The sequence below is a fragment of the Ancylothrix sp. D3o genome (assembly GCF_025370775.1).
In the GTDB taxonomy this organism is placed as follows: Bacteria; Cyanobacteriota; Cyanobacteriia; order Cyanobacteriales; family Oscillatoriaceae; genus Ancylothrix.
Genome location: NZ_JAMXEX010000002.1, coordinates 426,019 through 452,223 on the forward strand (window position 1 = coordinate 426,019; position 26,205 = coordinate 452,223).

23 protein-coding genes and 3 tRNA genes are annotated in these 26,205 nt (G+C 42.8%); 16 read left to right on the plus strand and 10 right to left on the minus strand.

The genetic code is table 11. The features are described 5' to 3' along the window. Nucleotides 1–198: 198 nt before the first annotated feature. From radC to petJ, 10 genes are all read left to right on the plus strand, one after another. Nucleotides 199–930, plus strand: coding sequence for a DNA repair protein RadC (radC, locus tag NG798_RS06090; RefSeq protein WP_261221093.1), 732 nt, complete (start codon nt 199–201; stop codon nt 928–930). 58 nt (nt 931–988) lie between these two features. Continuing rightward, nucleotides 989–1,060: transfer RNA gene (locus tag NG798_RS06095), tRNA-Val, on the plus strand. A gap of 459 nt (nt 1,061–1,519) precedes the next feature. Further along, complete coding sequence (locus tag NG798_RS06100; protein WP_261221094.1) at nt 1,520–1,777, plus strand: hypothetical protein; 258 nt, start codon at nt 1,520–1,522, stop codon at nt 1,775–1,777. Nucleotides 1,778–1,845: 68 nt separating this feature from the next. Then, nucleotides 1,846–2,655, plus strand: a complete 810-nt coding sequence (locus tag NG798_RS06105) for a prepilin peptidase (RefSeq protein ID WP_375338953.1) — start codon at nt 1,846–1,848, stop codon at nt 2,653–2,655. 80 nt (nt 2,656–2,735) lie between these two features. Further along, complete coding sequence (locus tag NG798_RS06110; protein ID WP_261221096.1) at nt 2,736–2,960, plus strand: hypothetical protein; 225 nt, start codon at nt 2,736–2,738, stop codon at nt 2,958–2,960. A 65-nt stretch (nt 2,961–3,025) separates the two neighbouring features. Further along, a complete protein-coding gene (accD, locus tag NG798_RS06115; protein WP_261221097.1) occupies nt 3,026–3,949 on the plus strand; it encodes an acetyl-CoA carboxylase, carboxyltransferase subunit beta in 924 nt (307 codons plus the stop codon). Between the two features lie 306 nt (nt 3,950–4,255). Further along, entirely contained in the window at nt 4,256–4,435 is a 180-nt protein-coding gene (locus tag NG798_RS06120; protein ID WP_261221098.1) for a translation initiation factor IF-2, read from the plus strand. 122 nt (nt 4,436–4,557) lie between these two features. Further along, a complete protein-coding gene (gene psbV / locus NG798_RS06125; protein ID WP_261221100.1) occupies nt 4,558–5,049 on the plus strand; it encodes a photosystem II cytochrome c-550 in 492 nt (163 codons plus the stop codon). A gap of 94 nt (nt 5,050–5,143) precedes the next feature. Continuing rightward, a complete protein-coding gene (psbV2, locus tag NG798_RS06130) occupies nt 5,144–5,647 on the plus strand; it encodes a photosystem II cytochrome PsbV2 (protein ID WP_261221102.1) in 504 nt (167 codons plus the stop codon). A gap of 112 nt (nt 5,648–5,759) precedes the next feature. Next, complete coding sequence (petJ, locus tag NG798_RS06135) at nt 5,760–6,092, plus strand: cytochrome c6 PetJ (RefSeq protein ID WP_261221541.1); 333 nt, start codon at nt 5,760–5,762, stop codon at nt 6,090–6,092. Between the two features lie 219 nt (nt 6,093–6,311). Here the strand turns inward: petJ and NG798_RS06140 are convergent. Both NG798_RS06140 and NG798_RS06145 read right to left on the minus strand, forming a co-directional pair. Then, nucleotides 6,312–6,383 (minus strand) — tRNA-Thr (locus NG798_RS06140). Nucleotides 6,384–6,399: 16 nt separating this feature from the next. Next, nucleotides 6,400–6,481 (minus strand) — tRNA-Tyr (locus NG798_RS06145). 319 nt (nt 6,482–6,800) lie between these two features. Here NG798_RS06145 and map point away from each other — a divergent pair. The 4 genes from map to NG798_RS06165 all read left to right on the plus strand — a co-directional run bounded on the left by map (nt 6,801) and on the right by NG798_RS06165 (nt 11,026). Next, entirely contained in the window at nt 6,801–7,628 is an 828-nt protein-coding gene (gene map, locus NG798_RS06150; protein ID WP_261221542.1) for a type I methionyl aminopeptidase, read from the plus strand. A 317-nt stretch (nt 7,629–7,945) separates the two neighbouring features. Next, the gene (locus NG798_RS06155; protein WP_261221104.1) at nt 7,946–9,340 is read left to right on the plus strand and encodes an amidase; all 1,395 of its coding nucleotides are present in this window, start codon (nt 7,946–7,948) and stop codon (nt 9,338–9,340) included. 120 nt (nt 9,341–9,460) lie between these two features. Then, a complete protein-coding gene (locus NG798_RS06160; protein ID WP_261221105.1) occupies nt 9,461–10,021 on the plus strand; it encodes a type IV pilin-like G/H family protein in 561 nt (186 codons plus the stop codon). A 135-nt stretch (nt 10,022–10,156) separates the two neighbouring features. Further along, nucleotides 10,157–11,026, plus strand: a complete 870-nt coding sequence (locus NG798_RS06165) for a type IV pilin-like G/H family protein (protein WP_261221106.1) — start codon at nt 10,157–10,159, stop codon at nt 11,024–11,026. A gap of 22 nt (nt 11,027–11,048) precedes the next feature. Here the strand turns inward: NG798_RS06165 and NG798_RS06170 are convergent, their stop codons facing one another. Beyond that, nucleotides 11,049–11,915 (minus strand): EndoU domain-containing protein, encoded by an 867-nt coding sequence (locus NG798_RS06170; RefSeq protein WP_261221107.1) that lies wholly within the window; start codon nt 11,913–11,915, stop codon nt 11,049–11,051. Nucleotides 11,916–12,028: 113 nt separating this feature from the next. On the opposite strand from NG798_RS06170, the gene NG798_RS06175 reads away from it, so the two are divergent. Beyond that, the gene (locus tag NG798_RS06175) at nt 12,029–12,259 is read left to right on the plus strand and encodes a hypothetical protein (protein ID WP_261221109.1); all 231 of its coding nucleotides are present in this window, start codon (nt 12,029–12,031) and stop codon (nt 12,257–12,259) included. Between the two features lie 57 nt (nt 12,260–12,316). On the opposite strand, the gene ilvC is transcribed toward NG798_RS06175, so the two are convergent. The 7 genes from ilvC to NG798_RS06210 form a co-directional block, all read right to left on the minus strand. After that, on the minus strand, nt 12,317–13,312 hold the full coding sequence (gene ilvC, locus NG798_RS06180) for a ketol-acid reductoisomerase (protein WP_261221111.1): 996 nt from the start codon (nt 13,310–13,312) through the stop codon (nt 12,317–12,319). Between the two features lie 180 nt (nt 13,313–13,492). Beyond that, nucleotides 13,493–16,933, minus strand: a complete 3,441-nt coding sequence (locus NG798_RS06185) for an Eco57I restriction-modification methylase domain-containing protein (RefSeq protein ID WP_261221113.1) — start codon at nt 16,931–16,933, stop codon at nt 13,493–13,495. 77 nt (nt 16,934–17,010) lie between these two features. Beyond that, complete coding sequence (locus tag NG798_RS06190; RefSeq protein WP_261221114.1) at nt 17,011–17,577, minus strand: Uma2 family endonuclease; 567 nt, start codon at nt 17,575–17,577, stop codon at nt 17,011–17,013. Nucleotides 17,578–17,593: 16 nt separating this feature from the next. Continuing rightward, nucleotides 17,594–18,157, minus strand: coding sequence for a Uma2 family endonuclease (locus NG798_RS06195; protein ID WP_261221116.1), 564 nt, complete (start codon nt 18,155–18,157; stop codon nt 17,594–17,596). Continuing rightward, a complete protein-coding gene (locus tag NG798_RS27975; RefSeq protein ID WP_261221117.1) occupies nt 18,154–21,549 on the minus strand; it encodes a helicase-related protein in 3,396 nt (1,131 codons plus the stop codon). Before NG798_RS27975 ends, NG798_RS06195 begins: the two co-directional genes overlap by 4 nt. A 207-nt stretch (nt 21,550–21,756) precedes the next feature. Continuing rightward, nucleotides 21,757–22,302, minus strand: a complete 546-nt coding sequence (locus tag NG798_RS06205; RefSeq protein WP_261221119.1) for a late competence development ComFB family protein — start codon at nt 22,300–22,302, stop codon at nt 21,757–21,759. A 98-nt stretch (nt 22,303–22,400) separates the two neighbouring features. Next, nucleotides 22,401–23,324: a M23 family metallopeptidase gene (locus NG798_RS06210; protein ID WP_261221121.1), complete on the minus strand. Its 924-nt coding sequence runs from the start codon at nt 23,322–23,324 to the stop codon at nt 22,401–22,403. 432 nt (nt 23,325–23,756) lie between these two features. Between NG798_RS06210 and NG798_RS06215 the strand changes: the two genes are divergently transcribed. Further along, on the plus strand, nt 23,757–26,090 hold the full coding sequence (locus NG798_RS06215; protein ID WP_261221123.1) for a cation:proton antiporter: 2,334 nt from the start codon (nt 23,757–23,759) through the stop codon (nt 26,088–26,090). The last annotated feature ends 115 nt before the right edge of the window (nt 26,091–26,205 follow it).

The window sequence follows — 26,205 nt, forward strand, 5'->3', positions numbered from 1 at the left end:
CCCTCAAAACACATCTGCATTTATCAGTGGAGCAGGCATCTTGCCTGCTTTACATCTGCGGTTAAAAAACCCCCCAAAACCAAAAACCCAACCCTAATCTTATAACAACCCAAAGAACCAAACCTAAAAAAAACATCAAAAAACCCATAAAACCGCAACAACAGAGATAAAATCCATAAAAGGATAAAAAGTGCATCCATGACCTACAGCCTAAGAATCCTAGACATCCCCGAAACCGAACGGCCCCGCGAACGCCTAATGAGCTACGGGCCAAAAACCCTATCCACAGCCGAACTACTCGCCATCTTGCTTGGCACCGGCCAAGGCGCCGGCAAACTCTCAGCCATCGGACTCGGACAGCACATCTTGCAAAAACTCAGCGAAAACCAAAGAGATCCCCTAGCCGTTTTGCGAGACATAAGCGTACCCGAACTCACACAAATACACGGTATTGGGCCGGCCAAAGCCACCACAATTTTAGCCGCCGTCGAACTCGGAAAAAGAGTATTTCAATCTCGACCACCCGAAGCCGCAATCATTGAAAACCCCGACATTGCAGCCGCAGCCTTCAGCCATGACCTAATGTGGCAACCTCAAGAACTTTTTGCAGTATTAATGTTAGATGTAAAAAACCGGCTAATTGCCAACAAAGTTATCACGATGGGAACAGCCACCGAAACCCTTGCCCATCCCCGCGAAATTTTTAGAGAAGTGATAAGGGCCGGTGCTACTCGTTTAATTGTCGCCCACAACCACCCCACCGGCCACGTTGAACCAAGCCCAGAAGATATTAGCCTTACTCGTCAACTGCTGGCCGGTGCCCAACTGCTGAGTATTCCCCTCCTCGACCACTTAATTTTAGGCAATGGCAACTACCAAAGTCTGCGGCAAAATACAACTCTCTGGGACGAATACCCCCAAGATGAGTAAAATTTTTCTCGCATATAGTTGATTTTTGAGCAAGGCAGATGTTATATTAGAAGTCTGCGGGCGATTAGCACAGTGGTAGCGCACTTCCTTCACACGGAAGGGGTCACAGGTTCAAATCCTGTATCGCCCATTTTATAAAATATCAGCTAAATTTCACTTTATTAGCCATATCGTCACAAGCGCTGAAATTTTTATGGCCGGTGATATAAAAAAAATCCCTCATCAATCTCTTAAAGATGTCTTACAAATTTGGGAGTTTTTTGGAAGCTATATTTCCAACAATCCTTTTTTAAGTCTAGCCGGTGAAATAAAAGCAACACCAAAACAGTTATACAGTTTCTCAGATAAGTGTGGTCTACTAAAAATCGCGTTTTTTACAAAAATTTTCTGTACTTCATTAAATTTTATTTTTAACCGGCTGCCAGACACTACGCCGGCATAACCCTACAACTACAAGTTCCTCAATTCTAAACTCCCCCCAAAAACTCCCTCGAAAGAGGGATACACCCACAACACAACCGGCCCCGCTGATTGTTATAGTCACAGATAGAAACCCTAAATAGAACAAAAAACCATAGGGGTAGGCACCGTGTACGCTCCACAACTGCTAGAACTGAACATCGAAAACCCAAACATCCCCAAGCTGCTAGATCCCTCCCTCCTCAAAGCAGCCCGAAAAATTTATCGTGCCTACCAGCAAGTCAACCCCGACCACATCCAGCGACCCCTGGGAGTCGCCATCAGCCGCCTTACCTATCGCGGACAAGTAATATTTTTCCGCAAACCGATCTTATTACCCGATGAATGCTTCATCCCCTTCGAGCAAATGGAATCAGAACTGCATTAGTCATTAGTCATTAGTCACTATCCTATAGTCAGTAAGCAATAAGTAATGACTAATCTCTCAATCCTATGATCGATACCCTGATCTACACAATCACCGGCCTGTTTGTCTTCTTTCTCGGCGCTTCTATCGGTAGTTTTATTAACGTTGTAGTTTACCGTATCCCCGCCGGCCTATCCCTGCTTTGGCCCCCCTCCCGTTGTCCCCATTGTCTCACCCGTCTCAAAGCCACAGAAAACATCCCCGTTTTTGGTTGGTTACGTCTCAAAGGAAAATGTGCCCATTGCAAAAGCCCTATTTCTAAACGCTATCCCATTATTGAAGCCACCAGCGCCTTATTATTTTTACTCGTTTATTTCCACTTTGGGATTCAATTACAAACCCTCGGATATTGGGCATTTTTTAGTTGGTTGCTTGCCCTATCTTTAATCGATTTTGACACCATGACTCTGCCAAACCCCCTCACTCAATCAGGGTTAGTGGTAGGCTTAATTTTTCAAATCATTCTCGGCATCCATAATAATAACCCCATCCCTCAAATCATGTTTGGCATCTTTGGCATGGTTTTAGGAATATGGCTTCTCGATATCATCAGTATCACCGGCTCCCTTGCCTTTGGACGCACCGCAATGGGGGCCGGTGATGCTAAACTCGCCGCTATGATGGGCGCGTGGTTGGGGTGGAGATACTTACTTGTTGCCGGCTTTCTTGCCTGTGCCACCGGCGCCCTAGCAGGCAGTGCCGGTATTGCCCTTGGATGGCTAGAACGCAATAAACCCATGCCTTTTGGCCCGTTTCTTGCCCTCGGTGCCGGTGTCACCGCCATCTGGGGACAACCTTTACTAAACGCCTACCTACAAATATTCTTTCCCCTGCGCTAATTTTGTGAACCTTCACTTATTTAGTGCAACAGACGAATAAAGCCTTCATGGGAGACCCTTTTTTAGGTAGCAGGTTTAAAGTGAATTGGATAACCATTAGAACAACCAGCAGCCGGTGGGAAGCAGAATTTCTGGGAGAAATATTATCTGCTAATGAAATACCCAACCGCATCCTAGACTTAGGAGTAGCATCCTATCTGGGGATGGGAAGCCCCGCCGCCTTGCAAGTACCGCTTCAACACAGGTGGACAGCGCTTTTATTACTTAGTCCCAGCGAAGCCGAAGAACAAGACCCCAACCTGTAATAGAATAGAAAGTTTAAAAGCACCCCTCGGCAGGCACTAATCGGCATCAAGTAGGTAGAGGTTTCATGTCTTTATTTGATTGGTTTGCAAACCGGCGGAAAACCGGCCCCATGAGCCAAAACACGCAAGAACGCGAAATTGCAGATGGCTTGTGGAATAAATGTGAAAAATGCGGAGTTTTGACCTACACCAAAGACCTGCGGGCTAACCAAAAAGTTTGTTTAGAATGCGGGCATCATATCCGAGTCTACAGCGAGGAACGCATCCGCCAGTTAATTGACGCGAGCAGCTGGACTCCCCTAGATGAACAACTGCGTCCCACAGATCCGCTAAAGTTTTATGACCGGAAATCTTACGGCGACCGGCTGCGAGAATATCAAGAAAAAACTCGTTTAAATGATGGCGTCCAAACCGGCACCGGCTTACTGGAAGGCTTACCCATCGCCCTCGGCGTAATGGACTTTCGGTTTATGGGCGGGAGTATGGGATCTGTGGTGGGCGAAAAACTCACCCGCTTAATTGAACACGCTACCAAAAACCGCATCCCCGTGATCATCGTCTGTGCGTCTGGCGGTGCCCGAATGCAAGAAGGGATGTTGAGTTTGATGCAAATGGCGAAAATTTCCGGGGCACTGGAACGCCACCGCGAGGCAAAATTGCTTTATATCCCCATTTTGACCAATCCGACAACCGGCGGCGTAACAGCTTCTTTTGCCATGTTGGGAGATATTATTATTGCTGAACCTAAAGCAACGATTGGCTTTGCCGGCCGGCGCGTCATTGAACAAACTCTACGCGAAAAGCTGCCCGAAGATTTCCAAAGTGCTGAAGATTTGCTCAAACATGGTTTTGTGGATGCAATTGTGCCGCGAACTCATCTTAAGAGTACCTTGGCGCAGTTGATTCGCTTACACGCGCCGACGCCGGTGCCCCTTGCTCATGCCGTTGTGGCCCCTCCACTGCCGGTTAGCGCTATTCTCCCCGATTAAGAGTACATCGGGCGGGTCTTCCTCCGGTAGCGGTTCTCCCCCCGGTGCCGGCCCTCCCCCGCCTCCCCACCTTTGCAGATGTGGGCAATATTGTAAATTTTTATGAAAATGTCGCTACAGATAAAAAGCTACAAACCTTAGCCGGTAAGAGTTTTTTGCGAAATTCCCTCAACGATAAAACAGAAAGTGGAAAGAGGCTTTTTTGTGTAATCGGGGTAACGAATTTGAACGAAAAGTACCGCTCGGTGAGATGATATTGGTATTAACTCGGCTTCTGTCTCAATTTTTGGGCAAAACATCACCGTTATGGGATTTGCAGACTTGTCAATTGCTGAAATCGCAGAAGACTATAATTTTCCGCTTGAGGAAGTATGCCGTCTGTGCGACAAGCTGGGCATTGCTTACAAAACCCCTCAAACTCGTCTGGCGTTAGAAGATGCTAAAGCCATCATTGCTGAAATTCTGCGTTTCTCGGCAGGCGAGTGAGGGTGAAGAAATATAGCCTAAGTCTGTATCTATGCCGTAAGGGGGATGCACTCCAAAATAAGACCTTTTAGCCATAGCTGTGTTGAGTGTCCACACTTAAAGGGGATTTGTTGAGGAAAACCATGCTGAAAAGATACATTTGGCTGGCTGTAGCCACTGTATTCTTCACGTTTCAAATGTTTGTCAGCCAAGCCTTTGCGGTTGAGCTAGACCAAGCAAGTCGTACCGTTGCCCTTGATGAAAGTGGGAAAACGGTTGTGGTGTCGGTGAAAGATTTGGAAAAAGGCAAGCGGTTATTTATTAATGCTTGTTCTCAATGCCATGTCGGCGGCAAAACCAGAACGAACCCGAACGTGAATTTAGGCCCAGAATCTCTGGCCGGTGCGCTGCCCCGCCGAGATAATGTTGAGGGGTTGGTGGATTATATGAAAAATCCCACCAGCTATGACGGGTTTGTGGATATTTCTGAGTTCCACCCCAGTATCGAAAGTGCGGATCTTTATCCTCAGATGAGAAATTTGTCTGAAGATGATTTGTATTCGATAGCGGGCCATATTCTTGTTCAGCCTAATATTCTGGGCAAAATGTGGGGCGGCGGCAAGGTGTACAACTAATGTCTTGCCGATAATAAGTAAAAAGTAAAAGGTAAAATTTTGTTGCTACCTCTTGACTTTTTACTTTTTACTTTTTTCAACCAAAGGGTCACTAATGCTGCGTAGTTTCTTTTCGATTACCGTCTGGCGAGCTTTTTTTGCTGTTTGTTTAATTTGGATGGCGCTAACAATGCCGGCTACTGCGGCAACAAAGATCGATCCTTATGTGTTGCAGTATCTTAAGGCAAGTCAGCCGGTGGAAGTTCCGCTTAATGCTGCCGGTGATACCAAAACCTTTACGCCGGAGCAGTTGTCTGAAGGCAAGCGCTTGTTTAAATCAAGCTGCATTAACTGTCACGTTGGCGGTGCTACGCTTCCCAATCCGATTGTTTCTCTGTCTTTGAGTAAGCTAAAGGGGGCAACTCCTCCCCGCGATACTCTTGAGGGGTTGGTGGCTTTTATGCGCCATCCTATGACTTATGACGGTACTGAGGAGGCGGTTTTATGCCGTGAGGTACCGGCTAGTTGGTTGCCTCAAGAGACGACAGAGAATCTTGCGGCTTTTGTTTTAAGGGCTGCTGAGGTCGCTCGCGGATGGGCAACGGCTCGGTTTGAATAGAAAACCGGCATTTTTGTTCTTTCGTTCTGTACCCGCTTGCGTCGGGTGTAGACTGTGCCCGATAAAATGAAGTTTGACGAAAACTTCCTGTGTTTAGATGAGGAGAACTACCTTGAAGAAAGTTTTATCTGTTGTTTTGTTGGCTTTGGCCGCTGTGACCTTTTTCTTTAGCTCTCCGGCCCTTGCTGGTGATGCTGGTGCTGGTGCCAAGGTGTTTAGTGCTAATTGTGCGGCTTGTCATGCCGGTGGCAATAATGTGGTAATGGCCCAAAAAACTCTTAAGAAGGATGCTTTGGAAAAGTTCAACATGAATTCTTTGGAGTCTATTGTTACTCAAGTTACTAAGGGCAAAAATGCGATGCCGGCTTTTGCTGGCCGTCTGACCGCTGCTCAAATTGAGGATGTGGCTACCTATGTTTTAAACCAAGCTGAAAAAGGCTGGTAGATTTTGATGAGATAGCAGTGGAGGGTGAGAATTTGGGGTTAAATTTTCCTTGTTTTTCACTCTTTACTGTTATCTTGTGTTTTATTTGATTGCCGTCATTAAAATCTTTTAATCTTGAAAATTAAACAAAAATAGGCTTATCTTTCCAAGTTTGCGGTCGGTTTTTTTCTTGTCGGGGGTTCGCAAACGTTAAGTTATGATCCAAAGCTAATAGCTAAAAGCCTTTGACGAGGATTGAACTCGTGACCTCACCCTTACCAAGGGTGTGCTCTACCACTGAGCTACAAAGGCATTAAAAAGTGGAAAGTGGGCCGAGCTAGATTCGAACTAGCGTAGGCGTAGCCAGTGGATTTACAGTCCACCCCCATTAGCCACTCGGGCATCGACCCGCGCTTTCCACAGTTATAAACTGTAGCACAGGGTACTGGAGATTGCAAGTAGTTTGAGAAAGAAATTTTTGCTTTTTGCCGAAACTCCCTGAAATCCTTGCCTAATAAGCATTACAGCCAGAGGTAATCAAAAAGAAAGGCCCGCCCTTGTGCCGGCCCGCAGATTGGCACAAGGCCGCAGGCAAAAGCACAGGACACCGATCTGTTAAGTTAATTAAAGATGGCTGCAATATTCCCTACCCCCAGACAACCACTCAAACCGCATCCAGATGCTCACTCAGTCCGCGTAAACTTCACTCAATTGACACCAAATCATACAATGAACATTCTCACCAACCTCCTCGCCCCAAAAACTCAAGAACCCACTGTCAAAAAAACACGCCGGGGTATAGAAATTAAATCCGAACGCGAAATCGAAATTATGCGACAGTCTGGTAAAATTGTCGCTACCGTCTTAAAAGAAATCTCCGAGATGGTACAGCCCGGAATGACAACGGCTGACCTAGATGCTTACGCAGAAAAACGCATCCGTGAGATGGGTGCAACCCCCAGCTTTAAAGGCTATCATGGCTTCCCCGCCTCTATTTGCTCTAGCATTAATAACGAAGTTGTACATGGCATCCCTAGCCGCAAAAAAGTTATTCGTAGTGGCGACGTTTTAAAAGTGGACACCGGCGCGGTTTGGAATGGTTTTCACGGCGACTCCTGCATCACCATTGCTGTTGGCGAAGTCACCCCGGAAGCCGCAAAATTAATCCGCGTAGCCGAAGAAGCTCTTTTTAAAGGAATTGAACAAGTAAAAGCAGGCAATTTTCTCTTAGATATTGCCGGTGCCATTGAAGATCATGTTAAAGCAAATAACTTTTCCGTTGTCGAAGATTTTACCGGTCATGGTGTGGGGAGAAACTTGCACGAGGAACCTTCAGTTTTTAACTTCCGCACCCATGAATTGCCTAACGTGAGACTGCGTGCCGGCATGACTTTAGCCATTGAGCCTATTTTGAATGCCGGTTCACGTTTTACCCGCGTTTTATCAGACAGATGGACGGCTGTAACCAAAGATAAATCGCTGTCTGCACAGTTTGAGCATACAGTTTTGGTAACAGAAAAAGGCTACGAAATTTTAACAGATCGCAGCAAAGTTTAAAAGCAAAATCTCTAGTTAAATAGGTAGAAAAAAACCGGTTTTCTCGAAGAAACCCGGTTTCTCTGCTTCCAACTGATTTTTTTTGTGGACTTACACGCCGAACCTAAAAAAATGCGATTTATAAACAACTAATTTCTATCTGTCAATGATGGGCGGGAGAAACCAGCTTTTTTGAGTTTGTCCTATTTTTTACACCTCAAAAAAGGACACTTTAACAACCGGCTATCCCCAACCCCTTTTTAGGAAAAAATAAGACAAAAATAGAAAAACACAACACCTAACAACTTTCAGCAACCCGTAAAGCTAAACAAAATAATATGAATTCTGAACAACTCGCCTTTAGCCCCGCCCTTCAACAAGCAGAACTCATCCGCACAAAACAAATTTCTCCCTTAGAACTGACAAAACTCTATCTTGAACGCATAGAAAAAATTGACCCGCAACTGACAAGTTATTATCATATTGCGGCAGAGATGGCTCTCGCTGATGCCAAAGCCAAAACCGAAAAACTTATTAAAAACTCTAGCGAACTCCCGCCGTTTTTTGGCGTTCCTATTTCTATTAAAGACCTCAACCCTGTCAATAATTTACCTTGCAGTTATGGTGTGCCTGCACTGCGAGACAAACCGGCCAACCTTGACAGCGGCGTTGTGACAAAAATTAAACAAGCGGGCTTTACCATTTTGGGCAAAACAGCCACCTCCCAACTCGGTACCCTTCCCTACACCGAACCGGCAGGCTTTGCCCCCACCCGCAACCCTTGGAACCTCAACTACACCCCAGGCGGTTCGAGCGGTGGCGCAGCAGCAGCCCTAGCAGCCGGCCTCTGTGCCATTTCCCTAGGTTCCGATGGCGGCGGGTCTGTTCGCGGCCCAGCAAGCTGTTGTGGAGTGGTGGGGCTCAAACCGGCACGCGGACGCATCACTTCGGCACCCGTTGGCGACTGGTTAAATGGCATTGCTACGAATGGGGTTTTAGCGCGTACGGTTGAAGATGCGGCGGCTTTTTTGGATGTGGTGAGTGGTTATTTCACAGGAGATCCTTATTGGTTGCCGGCGCCAGAAACATCTTTTTTAAGTGCAAGTCAGCAAAAATTAGGCGATTTAAGAATTGCTTTTACAACTAAGTTGCCGCCTTTGGGAGAAGCGCATCCGACTTGTGGAAAAGCGGTTTTAGAAACTGGAAAAATTTTGGAAAATTACGGCCATAAATTGCAAGAAAGCTGTCCTGATTTTAATGGATTAATTGATCCTTTTAAAGTAATTTGGCAAGCTGCGGTTGCCACATTTAATATTCCCCCGGAACTGCTGGAACCGATGAACCGCTGGTTATTAGAAACCGGCAACAGTGCGGGGACTTATTTACAAGCTATCGCCCAAGTGCAAATGATTTCGCGGGGTATTGTGGGATTTTTTGATAATTTTGATATTTTGGTGTTGCCGGTGAATTTGCATCCTGCTATTAAAATTGGGGAATGGGCACATTTATCACCAGAAGACACTTTGCAAAAAATTACTAATTGGATCGCGCCTTGTCCGCCGTTTAATGTAAGTGGTTTGCCTGCTATTTCTGTACCGGCCGGTTTTGATGAAAATGGTGTGCCGGTGGGTGTTCAGTTAGTAGGAAAGCCGGCATCGGAAGGCACTTTACTTGCGGTTGCTGCTCAACTGGAAAAGGCTACATCTTTTCACACTAAATACCCTAATTTTTAGCATAGATAGGGGCGGGTTTATGGCTGGGTTCTGCGGGTAGAATAAATTAACTAGAACCCACCGCTAAAAAATTTTTTTGTGCTATCTTAAAAAAAACTTTGTGGAAACAAGAGAATCTTTATGAAATTTAACTTAAGTTTTGTAAAAATTTTCATGGTGTGTGGGGCCGGTGTGTTAAGCATCGTGGCAACTTGCAACCGGCTGCAAGCCCAAAATAATCGGCCAGGGGTTAAGGAAGTTTCTTCAAACAAAATGCCCTTAACTTCCCAACATTTAACCCAGGCAGATGTGGACTACCAAACTATCCAAGCTCGTCAAACAGAAGCTATAAATCATATTGCGTTAATGAGCCGCGCACAACTCTATTCTTTTATTGATCATAAACGTTTCGCATCCAAACTAAACGATTTAGACCTAGAGATCAAACCTGAAAGCGAGAATTATTACTACAGTATGAGGGCGCTCAGTCCGACTTTAATTCAAAATATAGGGGTTCCGAAAAGAGACAACTTAAAAAGTTATACAGGGATAATTTATGTATTTCAAAGTAAAGAAAATAATGAAACTGTAATAGGGGAGGTTAGATGCGAAAGCCGGCGACCTTCAAAAGCTGCACCACCACCTCCTCAAATGAAAGGAAATGAACCTCAATGTCCTGCCGGTTTTAATAATTTACGGTAGGGTAGACAAAGCCTAGCAGCGTTTTTTGGTAGGGTTTGGCCGGCATACTGACTCTAAATTTTAACCATGTTTAAGAAAATTTAGAGCCGGCTACAAAGTAACATATTTAAAGCCAAAAGATTGGCAGGGGAAGCTTTGAAAGAATACCAAAGAAAAGCGTTTATTAATATTCGGTCAATGAACTTGGCACAACAAGCTAAGTTCTTGGAACATAACGGTTTTGCCTCAGAATTGAGCGAGTTAGGAATAGGAAATCAATTCAACGAAAATGAGTATTATTCCTACAGCATTAAAATTATCAGTCCGACTGTTGTTCAAAATCTAGCAATTGCTAAAACAAATAATTTAAAAAGTTATACCGGTTTGGTGTACATCACTAAAAATGAAGCCGGCGAAGATATATCAATGTCTATGCTTTGCGAAAGCCGGCGACCTTTAAAAACGGCACCACGTCCTCCTCGAATGAGAGGAAATGAACCTCATTGTCCTGCCGGTTTTAAAAATCTCAGTCCGCAACCCCCAATTAATTGGCAAAAAATTCAGGCATTTTTTATAAACACAATGACATTTTTTATAAACACAATCACTCCTTATTTACCGTACTTAAAGCAAAAAGAATTGGAAAAGGAAGAGGTACAAGAACACCAAAAAAAAGCCTGTAGGGATATTCGTGAAATGAACATAAACCAACAAGTTTATTTCAGGGACAATAAGTGTTTTACGTTAAACAATAATGATTTAAGGATATCTGTCCCAAGCGAAACTGAGTATTATTCCTACAGCATTAAAATTATCAGTCCGACTGTTGTTCAAAATCTGGCAATTCCTAAAATAAATAATTTAAAAAGTTATATCGGTTTCGTGTACATCCTTGAATATCCAGTCTACCCACAAATAACAAAGACTATAATTTGCGAAAGTAAACAACCTTCAAAAGCTGCACCACAACCTCCTCAAATGAAAGGAAATGAACCTGAATGTCCTGCCGGTTTTGATAAAATTTAGCATTGGCCAGCAAACCATAGCTTTACTTACTGCAAGCTTTCATATTAGGAGTAGCATCAGGATAAAACGTCACAATGGCGTTATTTTTCATTACGAAAACCGCTTGATAAGACTTGCCGCTATTTTGATCTTCTACAAAATAAAGGCATTGTGCATTTGAACTTTTGGCAGTTTTATAGGCTGCCGTAATAGCCCCTAAAAGTTCCGCTGCATCGCTAACATAAGGATAACCTTTGCGACTACTACGAAACAAATTATTACCTTTTTTTGCTTCAACTCCAACTGTATAAATTACCCCCGGAACAACTTCCTCGCTTTTTTCATTTTTTGGCAACCGGCCTGCTATTCCCTGATTTTGTAATTGCAAATACCGGCCCACATAATGCAGGCCGCCAATATTATTATTTTGTTCAATTTCGCCACAAAAAATATGCTCAAAACCGTCTCGTTTAAACCAAATTGCCGTTAAATCTTCTACAAATTCTGCATCAGAACTGCGGTTTTTTAAAATTTCTCCACCGGCCCCTTTTTTTACCTGTTGCAAAACCTGCGGATATTGCCTCAATAAGGCTTGAAAACTTTGGGGTGAAACTTTACTGCCAAATACTCCACAACTTTGTAAAACCGCTTGATCAAAGGCGTTTAAAACCGGCGGTGGGGGAGTCACATCTACAGAAGTACCGGGGGGAAATTTAAGGCGAACGGCGTTATTTTGGTTGTCAAAAAACGGCAAGAATTTACTATTTGGTTTAACAGCAGGTTTAGGAGGAGTAACAGGCGAATAAACGGCCACCGGAGTTTGTTGCAAACAAGAACTCAACCCCAACAGCAGAAAAAAAACTACCAAACTTTTGACCAAAGTGGCCGGTGTTGCCGAAAATTTACACATACATCAAAGTTTCATCAAATCTCATAAGGCAAATAAAAAAGGCTGTGGTATGATTCAGCCATCTAACATTTCTGCAACAGAATTGCCTTAAATAGCAGCTTTCTACCAACACCATGAAAAATCTTATTTTTATCTCTGCGATTATCTTAGGGGCCGCTTACATCGCCTTTGGCGACCAAATTGCACCCCTACCCCAACCAATGAAAACCACTAGCTACCAGACTCGTACAGCGATTACAAATTTTGGGGCCGGTTTGGTGCCGAGGTGGGCAAAAAAAGACCAAAATAAACGCACGCAAGATGCCATTGATAAAGAGAACAAAGGACAGCCAGCTTCGCAGTGATTGGGGATGAGAAGTTAGGGATGGGTGGGCCGGTGAAAACAGCCCACCTTACCCTTTTTAGTCTTGTTTTAACCAGCTAAACATGGCGCGTAAATCTTTGCCCACTTCTTCGATGGGGTGTTCAGCTTCTTGGCGACGCATGGCTGTAAAACCGGGCTTACCGGCCTGATTTTCTAACACAAATTCGCGGGCAAATTGACCAGATTGAATTTCTTGTAAAATTTTCCGCATTTCGGCGCGAGTTTCATCAGTTACGATGCGCGGGCCACGAGTTAAATCACCATATTCTGCGGTGTTGGAAATGCTATCACGCATTTTTGCTAAACCGCCTTCGACAATAAGATCGACAATCAATTTAACTTCGTGGAGGCACTCAAAATAAGCTAATTCTGGTTGATAACCGGCTGCAACTAAGGTTTCAAAACCGGCTTTGATCATGGCACTTAAACCGCCACAAAGCACCACTTGTTCGCCAAACAAATCGGTTTCGGTTTCTTCGCGGAAACTGGTTTCTAAAATACCCGCCCGTGTTCCGCCAACGCCTTTAGCATAAGCCATTGCGCGGTCGCGTGCTTGGCCGGTGGCGTCTTGATAAACGGCAAATAAACAAGGTACGCCTTGTCCTTGTTCGTAAGTACGGCGCACTAAATGACCTGGGCCTTTTGGTGCCACCATAATAACATCTACGTTGGCGGGGGGTACAACTTGCCCAAAGTGAATGTTAAAACCGTGAGCAAATGCTAATATTTTGCCTTCGGTTAAATGCGGCTCAATTTCATTTTTGTAAACTGTTTTCTGCACTTCATCAGGTAACAGAATCATAATCAAATCAGCCGCCGCTGCTGCTTCTGCAACTGTATGAACTTTCAAACCGGCAGCTTCAGCTTTTTGAGCCGATTTACTACCAGGATAAAGCCCTACAACAACATTGACGCCGCTATCTTTGAGGTTAAGGGCGTGGGCGTGCCCTTGGGAACCATAGCCAATAATGGCGACGGTTTTGTTTGCTAATAAGTCTAAGTTGGCATCGGCATCGTAATACATTCGGGCCATGATGGGGGTCTCCTTGGGTGCGAGCGTCAATTTTTCTCTGCAAATCTTTTATTGTAGCCGGTGTGGGTGCTATTTTTGCAAAAATTTAGAAAATTTTTAATTTATCTAAGTTTTGTTTGCATAATTGCCTAATCGAAACTTGCTTTTTTCTGAGAAATGTTTACCAATTACTTTTGGTAATTAAATCGACAGTGGTTTAAAGGTTTTATAAGCCTCCAATGCAGCCTGTTTTACGGGTTCGGGAACAATGGGAAAAGTTGTGAGAATGTGGGCAAATTCTTCTTCTGTTAAGCCGTATATATTGGCAATCATGCCATCTAATTCTGCCCGGAGTTTGGCGCGTTCTGTTTCATTTGTTACGCCGTTTTGATGGGAACCTAAGCCGACTTCTTCGGCTAATTCGTCAAATTCTGGGGTAGTACAGATGAGTTTTGCAGCACGTTCTACTATTTCATTAAAATAAGTGTCGCCTACTGTTAGTCTTGGTACAGGCAATTGGTAAACATAAAACATATTACAATGCGCTGTTACTTTTTGACGGATTATAAAGTCGCAGGCAAAACTATTCAAGACAGAAACAGCAAATAGTAATTCATCCGAGTTTGTAAATGGTTGTGCCAAAACTAATGTGTTCCCAGCAAATACATTAGGTGGAATAATACACGCAATCATCGTACGAACATTTGTGTTGCTTGCTACATCCCTATATCCCAGTCTGTAACTCTGGTAATCTAGCTTTTGCCCTTCATCTATTCCTTTGCGTCCCAATAATGCTTTCCTACTCTCTTTTTCATCAACCCAATATCTAGGTTCAGCATACAAATGAGTAAACTGATGAATCATTTTACCTTCATAAAGAGGTAACATACCTGCTGCTGGTTGTTTATGAAAAAGAAAAGCATCATCGGTCATATTAAATTCCCGATGTAATTCCAAGTTCCACTTACCTTCAATTGTTTTGCCTAATAACGGTAATTTAGCCATCCTCTCAGCAATATGGAAATCTATTTCATTTTTAAACTCCATCACTGAAATTGAATCAGGGGAAAGCCTTCTTATTAATTCGACACTAATTGATAAACTATCTGGGCTGGGAAACCGTTCAATATCATGTACATCTTGACGCATAAACGCTACTGGAAATTCTTTTGTTGTGCCGCCTTTTTTAAAGGTGGTTACAACAAATTTAAAGCTACGATGAACCCCTTCAAAAATTAACTTACGGTTCTCAAAACCAAATAATCCAGTAACTTGAGTTTCGTTAAATAGCATTTCCCGTAGTTTTTTTGCACCTAGATCGCTGTATATACCACTGGGTATAACGATTCCACACTCTCCTCCAGCGCGTAAAAGATTAAAGCATTGTTCTAAAAAGAGTTTGTAAAGGTTAACATCCTTACCATGACGTTTACCATTTATAATTGGAACTTGGTTTTTGTACTGGCTAGCAAATCTAAAAAATTCCCGCTTATGGTAAAAATCACTTTGATATTTCAGCCAAGCATTTCTTATTTCCTCGTCAGAAACTAAACGCTTTAGCTCAGCTTCAAAGTCTTTTATGTCCATCTTCTTTTTTGAAACTATGTCGCTATATTTAGCAAAAAACTCTTTAGCATCAGGCTGAAAAGTTTCCCAAGGAGGATTTGTAATAATTGCATCAAAACCCCCACGTTGCCCAATTATTTCATCAAAATGATAACCCCAGTGAAAAGGCTCTAACGCCGCAATATCTGCAACAGTTAACAAGCGTTTTTTAGCTTTCCCAGTTAACTGTGCTTGTTCATATTTAATCCCTAACTTGCCAAACTCATCAAACAATAAAAGATTTAACTTTTCCTGCGATTCCTGATTTAATTTTTCAATATGATTCCGCAACTGTAACAAACGTACTTCCTGGCTTAATTCCTGATGTTCTCCTGGCAAAAAAGCGTGTTTTTTATACAACTCAATACTTTTATTCTTGTCTGCTAAAATAGCTTGATAGTTCTGTGCAGCCAAAGCTTGTAATAAATTGCCCTGTACACCCTCAGAATTGCCTACACTATCAAAACTATTTTCATCCACCCGAATTAAACCAATCAGTGAATTACCGGCCATAATATTAAAATCAACATTAGGCAAAGGTTCCAAATCATCAACTTTTTGAGCCGAAGAAACCAAAGCCAAAAAAAGCCGGAGTTTAGCAATTTCTGTCGCCTCCTCCATGATATCTACACCATAGAGATTATCCGTAATAATCCGTTTTTTAATAAAATAACCCAGGTCAGGATGAGAATTTCTTTCCTTTTGTAACCAATCCTTTAATTCACGATTATTGAGAAACTCAATTCTGCCAATTACAGCCGAATAAATATTAATCAGCGTCTTCAAAGCAGCAACTAAAAACGCACCAGAACCGCAGGCTGGATCTAATAAAGATATCTTTGGTAGAATTTCAAAAATTAACCGATGACAAATATTAGCATCCAATTTTATAAGTAATTCACTGATACTTTCAAACTGACGTGGTTTGACAGCAGCATTAATGCGCTCAAGAATTAAGGCATTGATAGTCCGATCACACAAATATTCTGTAATCTCAGGACGGGTATAGTAAGCACCAAAAGCTTTTTGGTTAATATACTTTTCAAAAATATAACCCAAAACCCCCGGATTAATTTCATCATCTTGACCCCCCGGCGTATCATCTAACTGCCAAGAATAGCGACCAAATAATGTTAAAATACTCTCAAAAGCCCTGTCAGGAATAACAATATTATCATAAGTTTGCTCAATTTTGTGCTTTAAAAACAAGCCGCCATTGAGATATTTAATATTTCCAATTAAAGCTTGTATTTCGGGCTTTCGTTGTGATTCAGGTTGAGCAAAACCTTCAAAGAAAAGCGTTTGCAGAAATTCCTGATAATAACAATCAGTGCCTTTTTCCTGACTTTCCTCTAGCTTATGTTGAAGATACCGATGGTTGCCATTATCTAAAAATCCTTTGTATTGCAGGAAGTAAATAAACATTAATCGGTTAAAAATTACCGAAGCATACCAACGTTTATCAGCTTCTTTATTAATTCCCTGAATCAGTGGAATAAATGCCTCAAGTTGACTTTGAAATTCCTTAAAGAAATTCTTAGTAATGCGCTCAACATCAAGCCCAGCCTGTAAACGTCGGGCGACTTCCACAACAGGAAGTAGTCCGTCTTCTAATTCCGATAAATCAACAACTAAAGAAGCTAATTTACCTAAAAATAAATCTCCTGGTTGTCCTTTGACATATAAATGCTCGCGGGGATAGCGCTTAGTTCCATCCCGTTTTACCCAATACCAGAAACTCTGAGTGCGTTCTTTATCCAGAAAAATTAACAAATTTTCTAAAGCTAATTCCGAAATTTCTTTATGAATAGCCGCCCTTGTTTTTGCATTAGGAATTTGACCATTTTCCGCAGTAATTTCAAAAACAACCACCCCCGATAATTCCGCTATCATTTGGCGGTAGTAAGTCTCAGCCTCAACTTGTATCGCTACAAGCTTATCCGTAGGCGGGAAAGACCAACCTAATAGTTCTATGAAAATATCGCCAAACTTAAATTCATGGAGAAGGTCGCGGGTAGGGTGGAAATCGAGAGCCATAAGATTTTACTTATAATTAACTAGGTTTGCTGAGAGGAGATTAGAAGAAACGACAAGAAAAGTTTGATCGAGAAGCTTTACTTAAATTTTAGCAGCTTTAAAACATCCGCTGCTGAAAATTGCCAATTTTGTGTTACTCTGAGAACCGGTAAAATATCTGCATCATATTTAACTTCTGGTAATTGATTGGGTAAAAAAACCATCACAGATTTATCATCTGGGTCAATAAACCAACCTAACTTTGTCCCATGTTTAAGAGAGAAAATAATCTTGTTAATCACGCGGTTAGGAGACTGTTCGGGGGAAAGAATTTCAATTATCCAATCAGGGGCAATTTCCACTTTGTTAGAAATTTCTCCATCTTCATCTACAGGAATGCGCGACCACTCGAATACTGCAATATCTGGAACAAGAGAACGCCCTGCAAATGTGCATCGTAATTCTGTAAGCGCATAAATTAATTGCTGCGGTTCGCCAACTTGATTAATAGCAGTTACTAAGCGAGTTTGCAGAATGCTGTGTTTTCCTTGGGGCATTGGTTTTTGGTAAATTTGGCCGGCAATGTACTCAGAGGCAGGTTTGGTTTCCGGCAATTGCAAAAACTCTGCTAAAGACATCTGTAATTGAGTAATTGATGACATCATTATGCGATACCTATGATTAAGTTAAATACAAACACTCAAATAATTTATTAACCGAAAAGTGCCAATCACCTAACACCTCTAAAACAGTTAAAATTTCCTCATCTGATTTTACCGAAGGAGTGCGATTAGGTTCAAAAATTGTCACGGATTCATCATCAGGATCGACAAACCAACCTAGTTTTGTACCATTATTTAAACAAAAAGTAATTTTCTTAATCACCCGACTAGCAGATTGTTCGGGAGAAAGTATTTCAATTGTCCAATCTGGGGCAATTTCAAAGCGATTAGCAATTCTACCGTTAGCTAAACGAGGAATGCGCGACCATTCAAAAACCGTAATGTCTGGAACAACCGAACCATCGCCAAAAGAACAACGCAATTCTGTAAAAGCACAAGCTAACTTTTGAGGTCTTCCAATTTGATTTATAGCAGTTGCTAAATCAGTTTGAATTATACTGTGTTCTCCCTGTGGCATAGGTTTTTGATAAATTTCTCCGTTGATGTACTCTCTAGCAGGTTTAGTTTCTGGCAATTGCAAAAAATCTTGTAATGAAACTTTTTCAGACACTTTAATTATCATATTTTTTCCTGAAATAATCCTAAAGAGCAAATAATTTGAGGTTCTCGTTTTTCTGCTTCTTCACTAACAATACACAAGCGGTTATCCATTCGTAAAGCTACTACTAATTCTGCCAACTGTTGATTACTAATACCGCTTCTCAATTGACGATTTAATGTATCAATTGCCGATTGTCTTAAGGGATAACGGTAAATTTCATCAATCGCCTTTAGCAGTTCTTCTGTTACAAAGAGAGTTCCCTTCATTTCTTGAGTATAACTCTTGAGTCGCTCATAAGTGCGGAATCTTGCCCCAGAAGGCCGGCCCAACTGACCGCCGGCATTTTTCTCATCTTCTGCTATCAACTCGGCGCCCTTTTTAACTAATTCGTGGTGCTGTTCATCTCTAGGAATCGCCGGAGTAGATTCTTCACAAGCCGCCGTCCGCAGAATAGCTAATTGAGATTGCGTAACACTATTACCATTGCGATCAACCCAAATTAACGAATCGTTTCCTTCAGTGGTTTTCATATAAAGCAGTACCCCTTCTGGCTGCACCGGCTGCGGAATATGGGCACGGGTAGAATAAACTACACTCGGCATTTCTTCGATAATTTTTTTCAAAGCCGGATTATCATCAGTAGCATTTTTCCAGATTTGAAAAGCTTCGGAAGTTAAATCTACTTCTGTATCTTCTTCCCCATCTAAAACCCCACTTTTCTCATTATAAAGGTCAAGAATTACTTGGGAAGAATCATCTTCAAAAAATATTTCATCAGTTCCCACCACTTCGGCATTTTCTAGCAATCTTTGGCGGAGTCTTACCCGCAAATTAATAATGCGTTCTACTCCCTCAGCCGGTAAGAAAGAATAACAAAGAATTTTTTCTGCTTTTTGTCCTATCCGATCAACCCTTCCCGCTCTTTGAATTAAGCGAATAATTGCCCAAGGTAGATCATAATTAACAATAATAGCGCAGTCTTGTAAGTTATGCCCTTCACTCAAAACATCAGTAGCAATTAAAACCCGCAGTTCTTTTTCAGGTGATACTTTATCGCCTTTTCCATTACTAAATGGACTAAATTTTCCTGCCTGTTCCGTTGGGTCTTTATCTTGACCCGTTACCCCAGCTACTTTGGCAATATTTCTTGCCTTTAAGTTATCAGCCAGGTAGCGGACTGTATCAGCAAACTGGCTAAAAATCAGTACCTTATCATTTGGGTGAGTTTCGGTTAGTAGTTGAACTAAAGCTGCTAATTTTTCATCTTTCTGAGTATTCCACTCCCCACAGTTTTGCAGGATATTAATGAGTGATTGGGCATCTGCTAACAAATCTTGTTTTAGTTTTTTTGTATCAAAAAGTGTAGAACGTAGCCATTTAAAGCGCCGTTGATATCGGCTTTCATACTCTTGGTAAACTAACTCAGCTTGTTTGCGAAAACTCTTTTCTGTTTGTAATAATTGCTCTTCTAAATCGAGAGTTACCTCCTCTGATTCTTCTGTTTCAGCATCAAATAAGGTCGCAGCTACAGAATCGCTATCCTCATCATTATTGCGTGTATCTAATAAATCCGCCTCCTGAGTGCCAATGGGAATATCCAGTTTTTTTTCAATGGCGTATAAATAGATAAAATTTCGTAAAATGTGGCGTTCAAGCGATTGAATAAAAGCAATACCGCTACTTTCTAAACGTTTGAATAAGTTTGTACGAGAGAATCCCATTAACCTTTTACCGGCACGAGAAAGCAAATTTAACTGGCGTTGTTCCGCTTCCGTGAGAGATTGTTTGTGTTTAGAAAGAATATAATTTCCTAACCCATAACGCGGTAGACTCAGAGCATTAATAACTTCTACTACGGATTGAGAATAAAGATGTGCGTAAGGGTCTGTACTAGAACTTTCCAAATTAAATTTAACTGTCCGAGGTAGCCGGTCGGGAAAATAAGAACGACCCCCATCAGGAAATTGTAAATACTTCCGATTTGTTTGGTCAGTTTCAGCATAATTATCTTTAATAAAACTGCGAGTTCTCCTCACCATGTAACGCTTCATCAATTCCCGCCAGTCATCGGGATGTTCGCTTTTTTCAAAAGCAGCTAAAGACCGTACAGAACATTGATGCCGTCTGATAAACTCCAATTCTCCATTAGATCCCCCACCCAATTCACTAATTAAAGCTTCGGGTCTAAATCCTAAATCTTCGTCTTCTGTGACGAATAAACGCAGTTGAGAAGAAAGGTCTAAATAAGTTTTATTATAAGGAGTGGCCGATAACAAAATACATTTACTTTCGTTGGTAGCGATATATTCTTGAATAGCTCGATATCTTTTGCCTTCTCTATTTCGTAAATTATGACTTTCATCAATTAAAACAAGGCGATATCGGCGTAATTCTGGTAACTGTGTTTGAACTTTACTAATGGGTAAAACCTTCGCATAAAGCCGATAATTATCTACATATTCTTGCCACATTTTAGTTAGGTTTTTAGGGCAGATAATTAACGTTTCCAATAAACAATCTTCCTGTAAAATTTTGGCAAGGGCAGTTCCTACTAAGGTTTTTCCTAGCCCCACAACATCCCCTACCAACACGCCGCCGCGTCTGGTAACATGACGAGCAGCTAATTGTACTGCTGCTTTTTGGAATTCAAATAAATTATTAAATTCACGAGGTATGCGAAATTCAGAAAGGCCGGCAATAGCCTCATGGGACAGGTGATAAGCAATTTTTAAATAGATGTGATAGGGGGGTATAAGTTCTTCTCTCGCCCAACTTTCATCAATGATTTCTGCTAGTTCTTTGGAAATATCTATACAACCGTATTCTTGCCAACGATCATTAAACCATTTTTGCAATTTATTACAAGCATCATGGTCTAAAACATCAATGTTCAATTCCCCTTGTTTATCTAAGCCTGGTAAAGTTAAGTTGCTGCTGCCCAAAAATCCTACTGTGGGCGTGTTGGGGTCATTGCGATGAACGAGGTATAATTTGGCGTGCAGGGGGTGACGTAAAAATAATTTGATAATTAATTTTTTTGTTTTCAGTTGAGCACTTAAACGTCTCAATGCAGCTTCATCTTGATTCGTAGGTGCACCGATAATTAATTGTTGGCGGAATTCTGCTGCTATTCGTTTTTTGAATCGTAGAATGGCGCTATTATCAATACGAAAATCTTTACTCCCAAGGCTAAAAGCGGCGTGAACTTCATCTCTAGGCAGACTTTGCATCCCCACAAGCAAACGACAGCAAGCGCCCTCATTTCCGATATACTGCTCAATCAAATCATCAATTTTTTGCCAACCTCTAAGGTTAAAGTAACCAACACAAAAATCTGCCCGGTAGGAAACTTCGAGTGTGTCTCGGAGTGTGGGTAGTAGGGAAAGGTCGATGTTATCAAAGATGCGTGGCACTTTTTACTATCCTTCTAGGGTTTATATAACAAGACTTACGCAGGGGGGGATTGCCCTTACAAGTAGTTTTATAGATTTGGTATTAAACCTCATTTTTCCTTTATATTCAATGCAAATTAAATATAAAAAACCCGGTTTCTCAGCTACTTTAAGAAACAGGGTTTTTTGCCTAAACCTAAAATTAATAAATCGGCTTACAATCGGTAATTATCGTCTAGGTTTGGGTTCAAAATTTTGAGCATAAGTTTCGAGTAACTGACTCACCTGAGAAAGCACCTCATTTCCCGAAGACTTGCCCAAAACTTGGCGTTCTGGGAAAAAGTCAGGTTGATCGATATTACGAGAAATCGCCTCATTCACCTGCTGAGCAATCAACTCCTGAAGCTGCTCTTTAGCCCTAGAACGCTGAAAATTAGCCCCCTCCTCAGTCGTAGCGTAGAGAGGAGGAAGCCGGTTCAGCGCATAAGCCGCAATATCACCCACATCAAGCGTTCGATCACTCGTCGCCTCAATTTCCGCCACCCGCGCTATCGCCTCAGAAAGCACCAACTCTTCCATCACATTAATAAACTGCTTGCGAGGTAAAACCACCACCTCACCCGTCAAAAGCGCCCCCATGAGCCGGTCAAGAGCCATATACTCTTCAATGGACAACTCAGACGCCGTATTGCAAATGCGACCAACCTCCGCCTCCATTGCCGGAGTCAGATAACCATCTTGCAGTGCTTGTTCAACAATTCTCTCAATACTCATAAACCTTGTACGCTCCCCGGCATTATTTTAGAACGGCAATCCTAGCAATAATCTTGCCTTAAATGTAGATTTAACAATCCCAATTCGCCAACAAAAATTTAATCAAATCCCTGAGTACGCCAGGGAACCGGATCAACAGACAACCCGTGAACATATAAACCCCAATGTAAATGAGGGCCGGTAGAAGCGCCCGTCGAACCCAAAGTACCGATCACTTGGCCGGCCTTGACCATATCACCTTCTTTGACATCAATGCGGCTTAAATGTAAAAAAACACTCGTCACCCCTTGACCATGATCAATCCCGATGATATTGCCATGAACCTTAAACCCTTGAGATTCGCGGCCAATTAAACCCACTCTCCCAGCAGCCGGCGCAATTACCGGCGACCCAGAAGGGCCGGCATAGTCCACCCCGCGATGAAAATAATCCTCTGCAAACTCCCCATTATAGTAACGCCGCACCCCGTAAATTGTCGTTACTTCCCCTGCATTTGGCCTCAAAAACGGCCCATTCCAGAACTTTTGCGGAGTTTGCAACTTCTTAAACGCATCCACCAAATCAAACTCATAATCACTCACATTGCCATCTTGGCCCGGTGGTAACCAGATCGACTGCGTAGGAAAATTCCGTCCCCGCATCGAAACAGCCAAAGACCGCTTTTCACCATCCCCCGACACCTGAACTTGCCAAGAACCAGGCTTATCAAGCGGAGTAGAAGGAAGCAAAGCCCGAAACCGATTTTGACCAACAGGATAAACCGGGTAACTTTTCCCCTTGAGAGAAACTTGCGGCGGCTCTGATGAAGCGTTATCCATCTGAATCATTACCGACAGCGTATCACCAACTTGAGCATTAGTCGGTTTGATCTGAACCTGTAGCGCATTCACCGGCATCGCCCAAACAGACCCAAAAGCCACCAAACCCCCCAAAAAACCAACCGTCGGCAAAACACCTTTTTGGTTCAGTTTGTCTGTGTGACAACAATTGCCAGCCTTCAAAGATAGAGTTTGTTCAGTCATACCTATCAATTCCAAAAATTGCTATTACCTATTTCCAAAAGCCAATTGCGGCTATAAACAACACTGAAACGCTCTTTAACAATTAGCCTAACTAACAAGGGCCAATCATAGAGAACAAAAATCAGCCAATCAACTCTCGCCTCAAAAACTTATCCTAAACAAGCGTACATGAAGCGAGGCCCGGTTGCGTCGCCTTCGGCGCTCCCAGTTCCAGCCACAAACTCAAACAACAGCCAGCCACAACCTCCCCAAAACCCAAATCAACACAACCAAAGCATCTTTCCCCCCTCAATCCCCCAAAGCCGGATATTCCCCAAGCCTATAGCCCCCTAGCCATTTTCAAATCCCAAATTTCCCAAAGCCTCCCCAGAATTCCAAAAAATTTTTATCCTAGAAGTTTACAGACAGTAATATTCTTTCTCATAAAAGCCAGTGCAAGAAGACTTTCGCCTCATCGTTGATTTAGTAACCGTCCTCGCCGCTGCTGCCGGTGGCGGGATATTAGCCTCCCTGTTAAAACAACCCCCCATCCTGGGTTACTTAGTCGGCGGCGTACTCGTTGGGCCAACCGGCCTAGGTTTAATCAAAGAACTGATCCAAGTAGAAACCCTGGCCCAATTTGGCGTAGCCTTTTTACTCTTTGCCCTCGGCGTCGAATTTTCCTTTGCCGAACTCAAAAAAGTCCAAGGCATCAGCTTAGGCGGCGGCGGCCTCCAAATTGCCCTCACCATCGCCGTCACCACCGTTGTATCTCTCCTCATGGGTGCCGTCCAATCCCCCGCCCAAGGCGTATTTTTAGGGGCAATCCTGTCGCTTTCATCGACCGCTGTTGTCCTCAAATGCCTGATGGAACGAAACGAAACCTCCACACCTCACGGACAAGTCATGCTGGGGATTTTGGTGGTGCAAGATTTAGCTTTGGGCCTAATGTTGGCCGTCTTACCGGCCCTCGACCAACCCCCAGAAGCAATTGGCATCGCAATTGCCTATGCCCTATTGCGAATTAGTTTATTTGCCCTCGGTGCCGTTGGTGCCGGCATCTGGGTTGTGCCTGGTTTGCTACGATTCCTCGCCAAAACCGAAAGCAAAGAGTTATTTTTGCTTGGCGTTGTTGCCTTATGTTTGGGCATTGCCTTACTCACAAATAAACTTGGTTTTTCAATTGAAATGGGCGCTTTTGTGGCCGGTTTAATGATTTCCGAAGTCGAGTATGCTGACCAAACTTTAACTTATGTAGAACCAATCCGCGATATCTTTGCCGCCCTCTTTTTCGTCTCGGTAGGAATGTTAATTGATCCCTTATTCCTCTGGAAAAATATCGAGTTAATTTTGGGATTAGTTGCCCTAGTTTTCATTGGCAAGTTTTTAATTATCACCCCCATTGTCCGGGCCTTTCGTTACTCCTTAAAAACCGCCATTATTGCTGGTTTAGGTTTAGCGCAAATTGGGGAATTTTCCTTTGTTTTGGCATCCGCCGGCCAAGCGATGGGATTGGTTTCTCGGCAAGTTTACCTCTTGATTTTAGGCACAACAGCCGTAACATTAGTATTAACACCTTTGTTGCTGGGAATCGTACCCCAATTACTAGAATTACCTTGGCTGAAATCTTATATTGACAAAGCCGATGTCAAAGTAGAAGTTTCCGAAGATGCACCGGCCCAAAATCATGTAGTAGTCGTTGGTTATGGAAGAGTTGGCAAAAATATCGTCCGCCTAGTACAAGAACACGGTTTGCCGGTAGTCGTAATTGACCAGTCAGAAAGAAGAATTCAAAAAGTCCGCGAAGCCGGCATTCCTTATGTCTATGGAAATGCCGCATCTCTTCATGTTTTAGAAGCCGCCGGCACCGATAAAGCGCGGGGAATGGCAATAGCATTACCCGATCCCATGAGTAGCCGGTTGTGTCTCAAACGCGCCTTAGAATTAGCCCCAGAATTAGATGTAGTGGTGAGAGCACAACAAAATAAAGAAATTGAGTTACTTTACCAACTTGGAGCAAAAGAAGTAGTACAACCAGAATTTGAGGCAAGTTTGGAACTTTCCGCTCATTTGCTGGCGGGTATGGGCCTACCAATAGCTGCCATTCAGCGAGAAGTCGCCGAAATTCGTAACAGTCATTATCTGGATTTTCGACCCGAAAAACCGGCAAAACAAGTTTCAAGAGAGTTGCAAGTTGCGGCTTTGGATCTCAATAGCAAATGGTATCCTTTGCCGGCTGCTTCTCCTTTAGTAGGGATGACTTTAGAAGAAACCGATTTACGCCGGCTTTCTGGAGTTAGTTTAATGGCAATTCGTCGTTCGTCTGGCGAGGAAATTGATTATCCCGACTTACACACTAGGTTACAAGTAGATGACCGGCTTTTAGTTGTAGGCGAACCAGAGGAAATTGCTGCTTTTGACCAATTGGCTAAAGGCGAAGTAGCAGTACCAAAAGAAAGTACATCTTGTCAGTGGTTAATGGTGCCTTCCGACAGTCTGGTGGTAGGGAAAACCCTCTCTGAGGTCGATATGGGCCGGCAATTTGGGGTACAAGTCCACGCCATTCGTCGAGAAGGCAAGTTTATTCGCTTTCCACACGGTGATCTGAGTTTTCAACCCGGCGACAGAATTCTGCTTTGTGGTGGGTATCACGGTCTGAATTTGGTGGGGGAATTAATCCAGCCGGCCTCTAATTTGCTAAGGATGCCTTTACCGACTATTAAGGCATCGGTTAGCGACACCTTGAAAGAGTATTTGCCGGTGGATCAGGTATTGCGAGGCGATTAATTTTTGGTCATTTGTCAATGGTCATTATCTCAAAGGGCTAAGGACAAATGACCAAGGACTAAGGACTAATGACATTATCTCAAAGCACTAACGACAAATGACCAAGGACTAAGGA

Coding starts and splice junctions, on each gene's coding strand:
- radC (WP_261221093.1), top strand. CDS start 199: ATGACCTACAGCCTAAGAATCCTAGACATCCCCGAAACCGAACGGCCC.
- accD (WP_261221097.1), top strand. CDS start 3,026: ATGTCTTTATTTGATTGGTTTGCAAACCGGCGGAAAACCGGCCCCATG.
- NG798_RS06120 (WP_261221098.1), top strand. CDS start 4,256: ATGGGATTTGCAGACTTGTCAATTGCTGAAATCGCAGAAGACTATAAT.
- psbV (WP_261221100.1), top strand. CDS start 4,558: ATGCTGAAAAGATACATTTGGCTGGCTGTAGCCACTGTATTCTTCACG.
- psbV2 (WP_261221102.1), top strand. CDS start 5,144: ATGCTGCGTAGTTTCTTTTCGATTACCGTCTGGCGAGCTTTTTTTGCT.
- map (WP_261221542.1), top strand. CDS start 6,801: ATGAACATTCTCACCAACCTCCTCGCCCCAAAAACTCAAGAACCCACT.
- NG798_RS06155 (WP_261221104.1), top strand. CDS start 7,946: ATGAATTCTGAACAACTCGCCTTTAGCCCCGCCCTTCAACAAGCAGAA.
- NG798_RS06160 (WP_261221105.1), top strand. CDS start 9,461: ATGAAATTTAACTTAAGTTTTGTAAAAATTTTCATGGTGTGTGGGGCC.
- NG798_RS06170 (WP_261221107.1), bottom strand. CDS start 11,915: ATGTGTAAATTTTCGGCAACACCGGCCACTTTGGTCAAAAGTTTGGTA.
- NG798_RS06175 (WP_261221109.1), top strand. CDS start 12,029: ATGAAAAATCTTATTTTTATCTCTGCGATTATCTTAGGGGCCGCTTAC.
- ilvC (WP_261221111.1), bottom strand. CDS start 13,312: ATGGCCCGAATGTATTACGATGCCGATGCCAACTTAGACTTATTAGCA.
- NG798_RS06185 (WP_261221113.1), bottom strand. CDS start 16,933: ATGGCTCTCGATTTCCACCCTACCCGCGACCTTCTCCATGAATTTAAG.
- NG798_RS06190 (WP_261221114.1), bottom strand. CDS start 17,577: ATGATGTCATCAATTACTCAATTACAGATGTCTTTAGCAGAGTTTTTG.
- NG798_RS06195 (WP_261221116.1), bottom strand. CDS start 18,157: ATGATAATTAAAGTGTCTGAAAAAGTTTCATTACAAGATTTTTTGCAA.
- NG798_RS06205 (WP_261221119.1), bottom strand. CDS start 22,302: ATGAGTATTGAGAGAATTGTTGAACAAGCACTGCAAGATGGTTATCTG.
- NG798_RS06210 (WP_261221121.1), bottom strand. CDS start 23,324: ATGACTGAACAAACTCTATCTTTGAAGGCTGGCAATTGTTGTCACACA.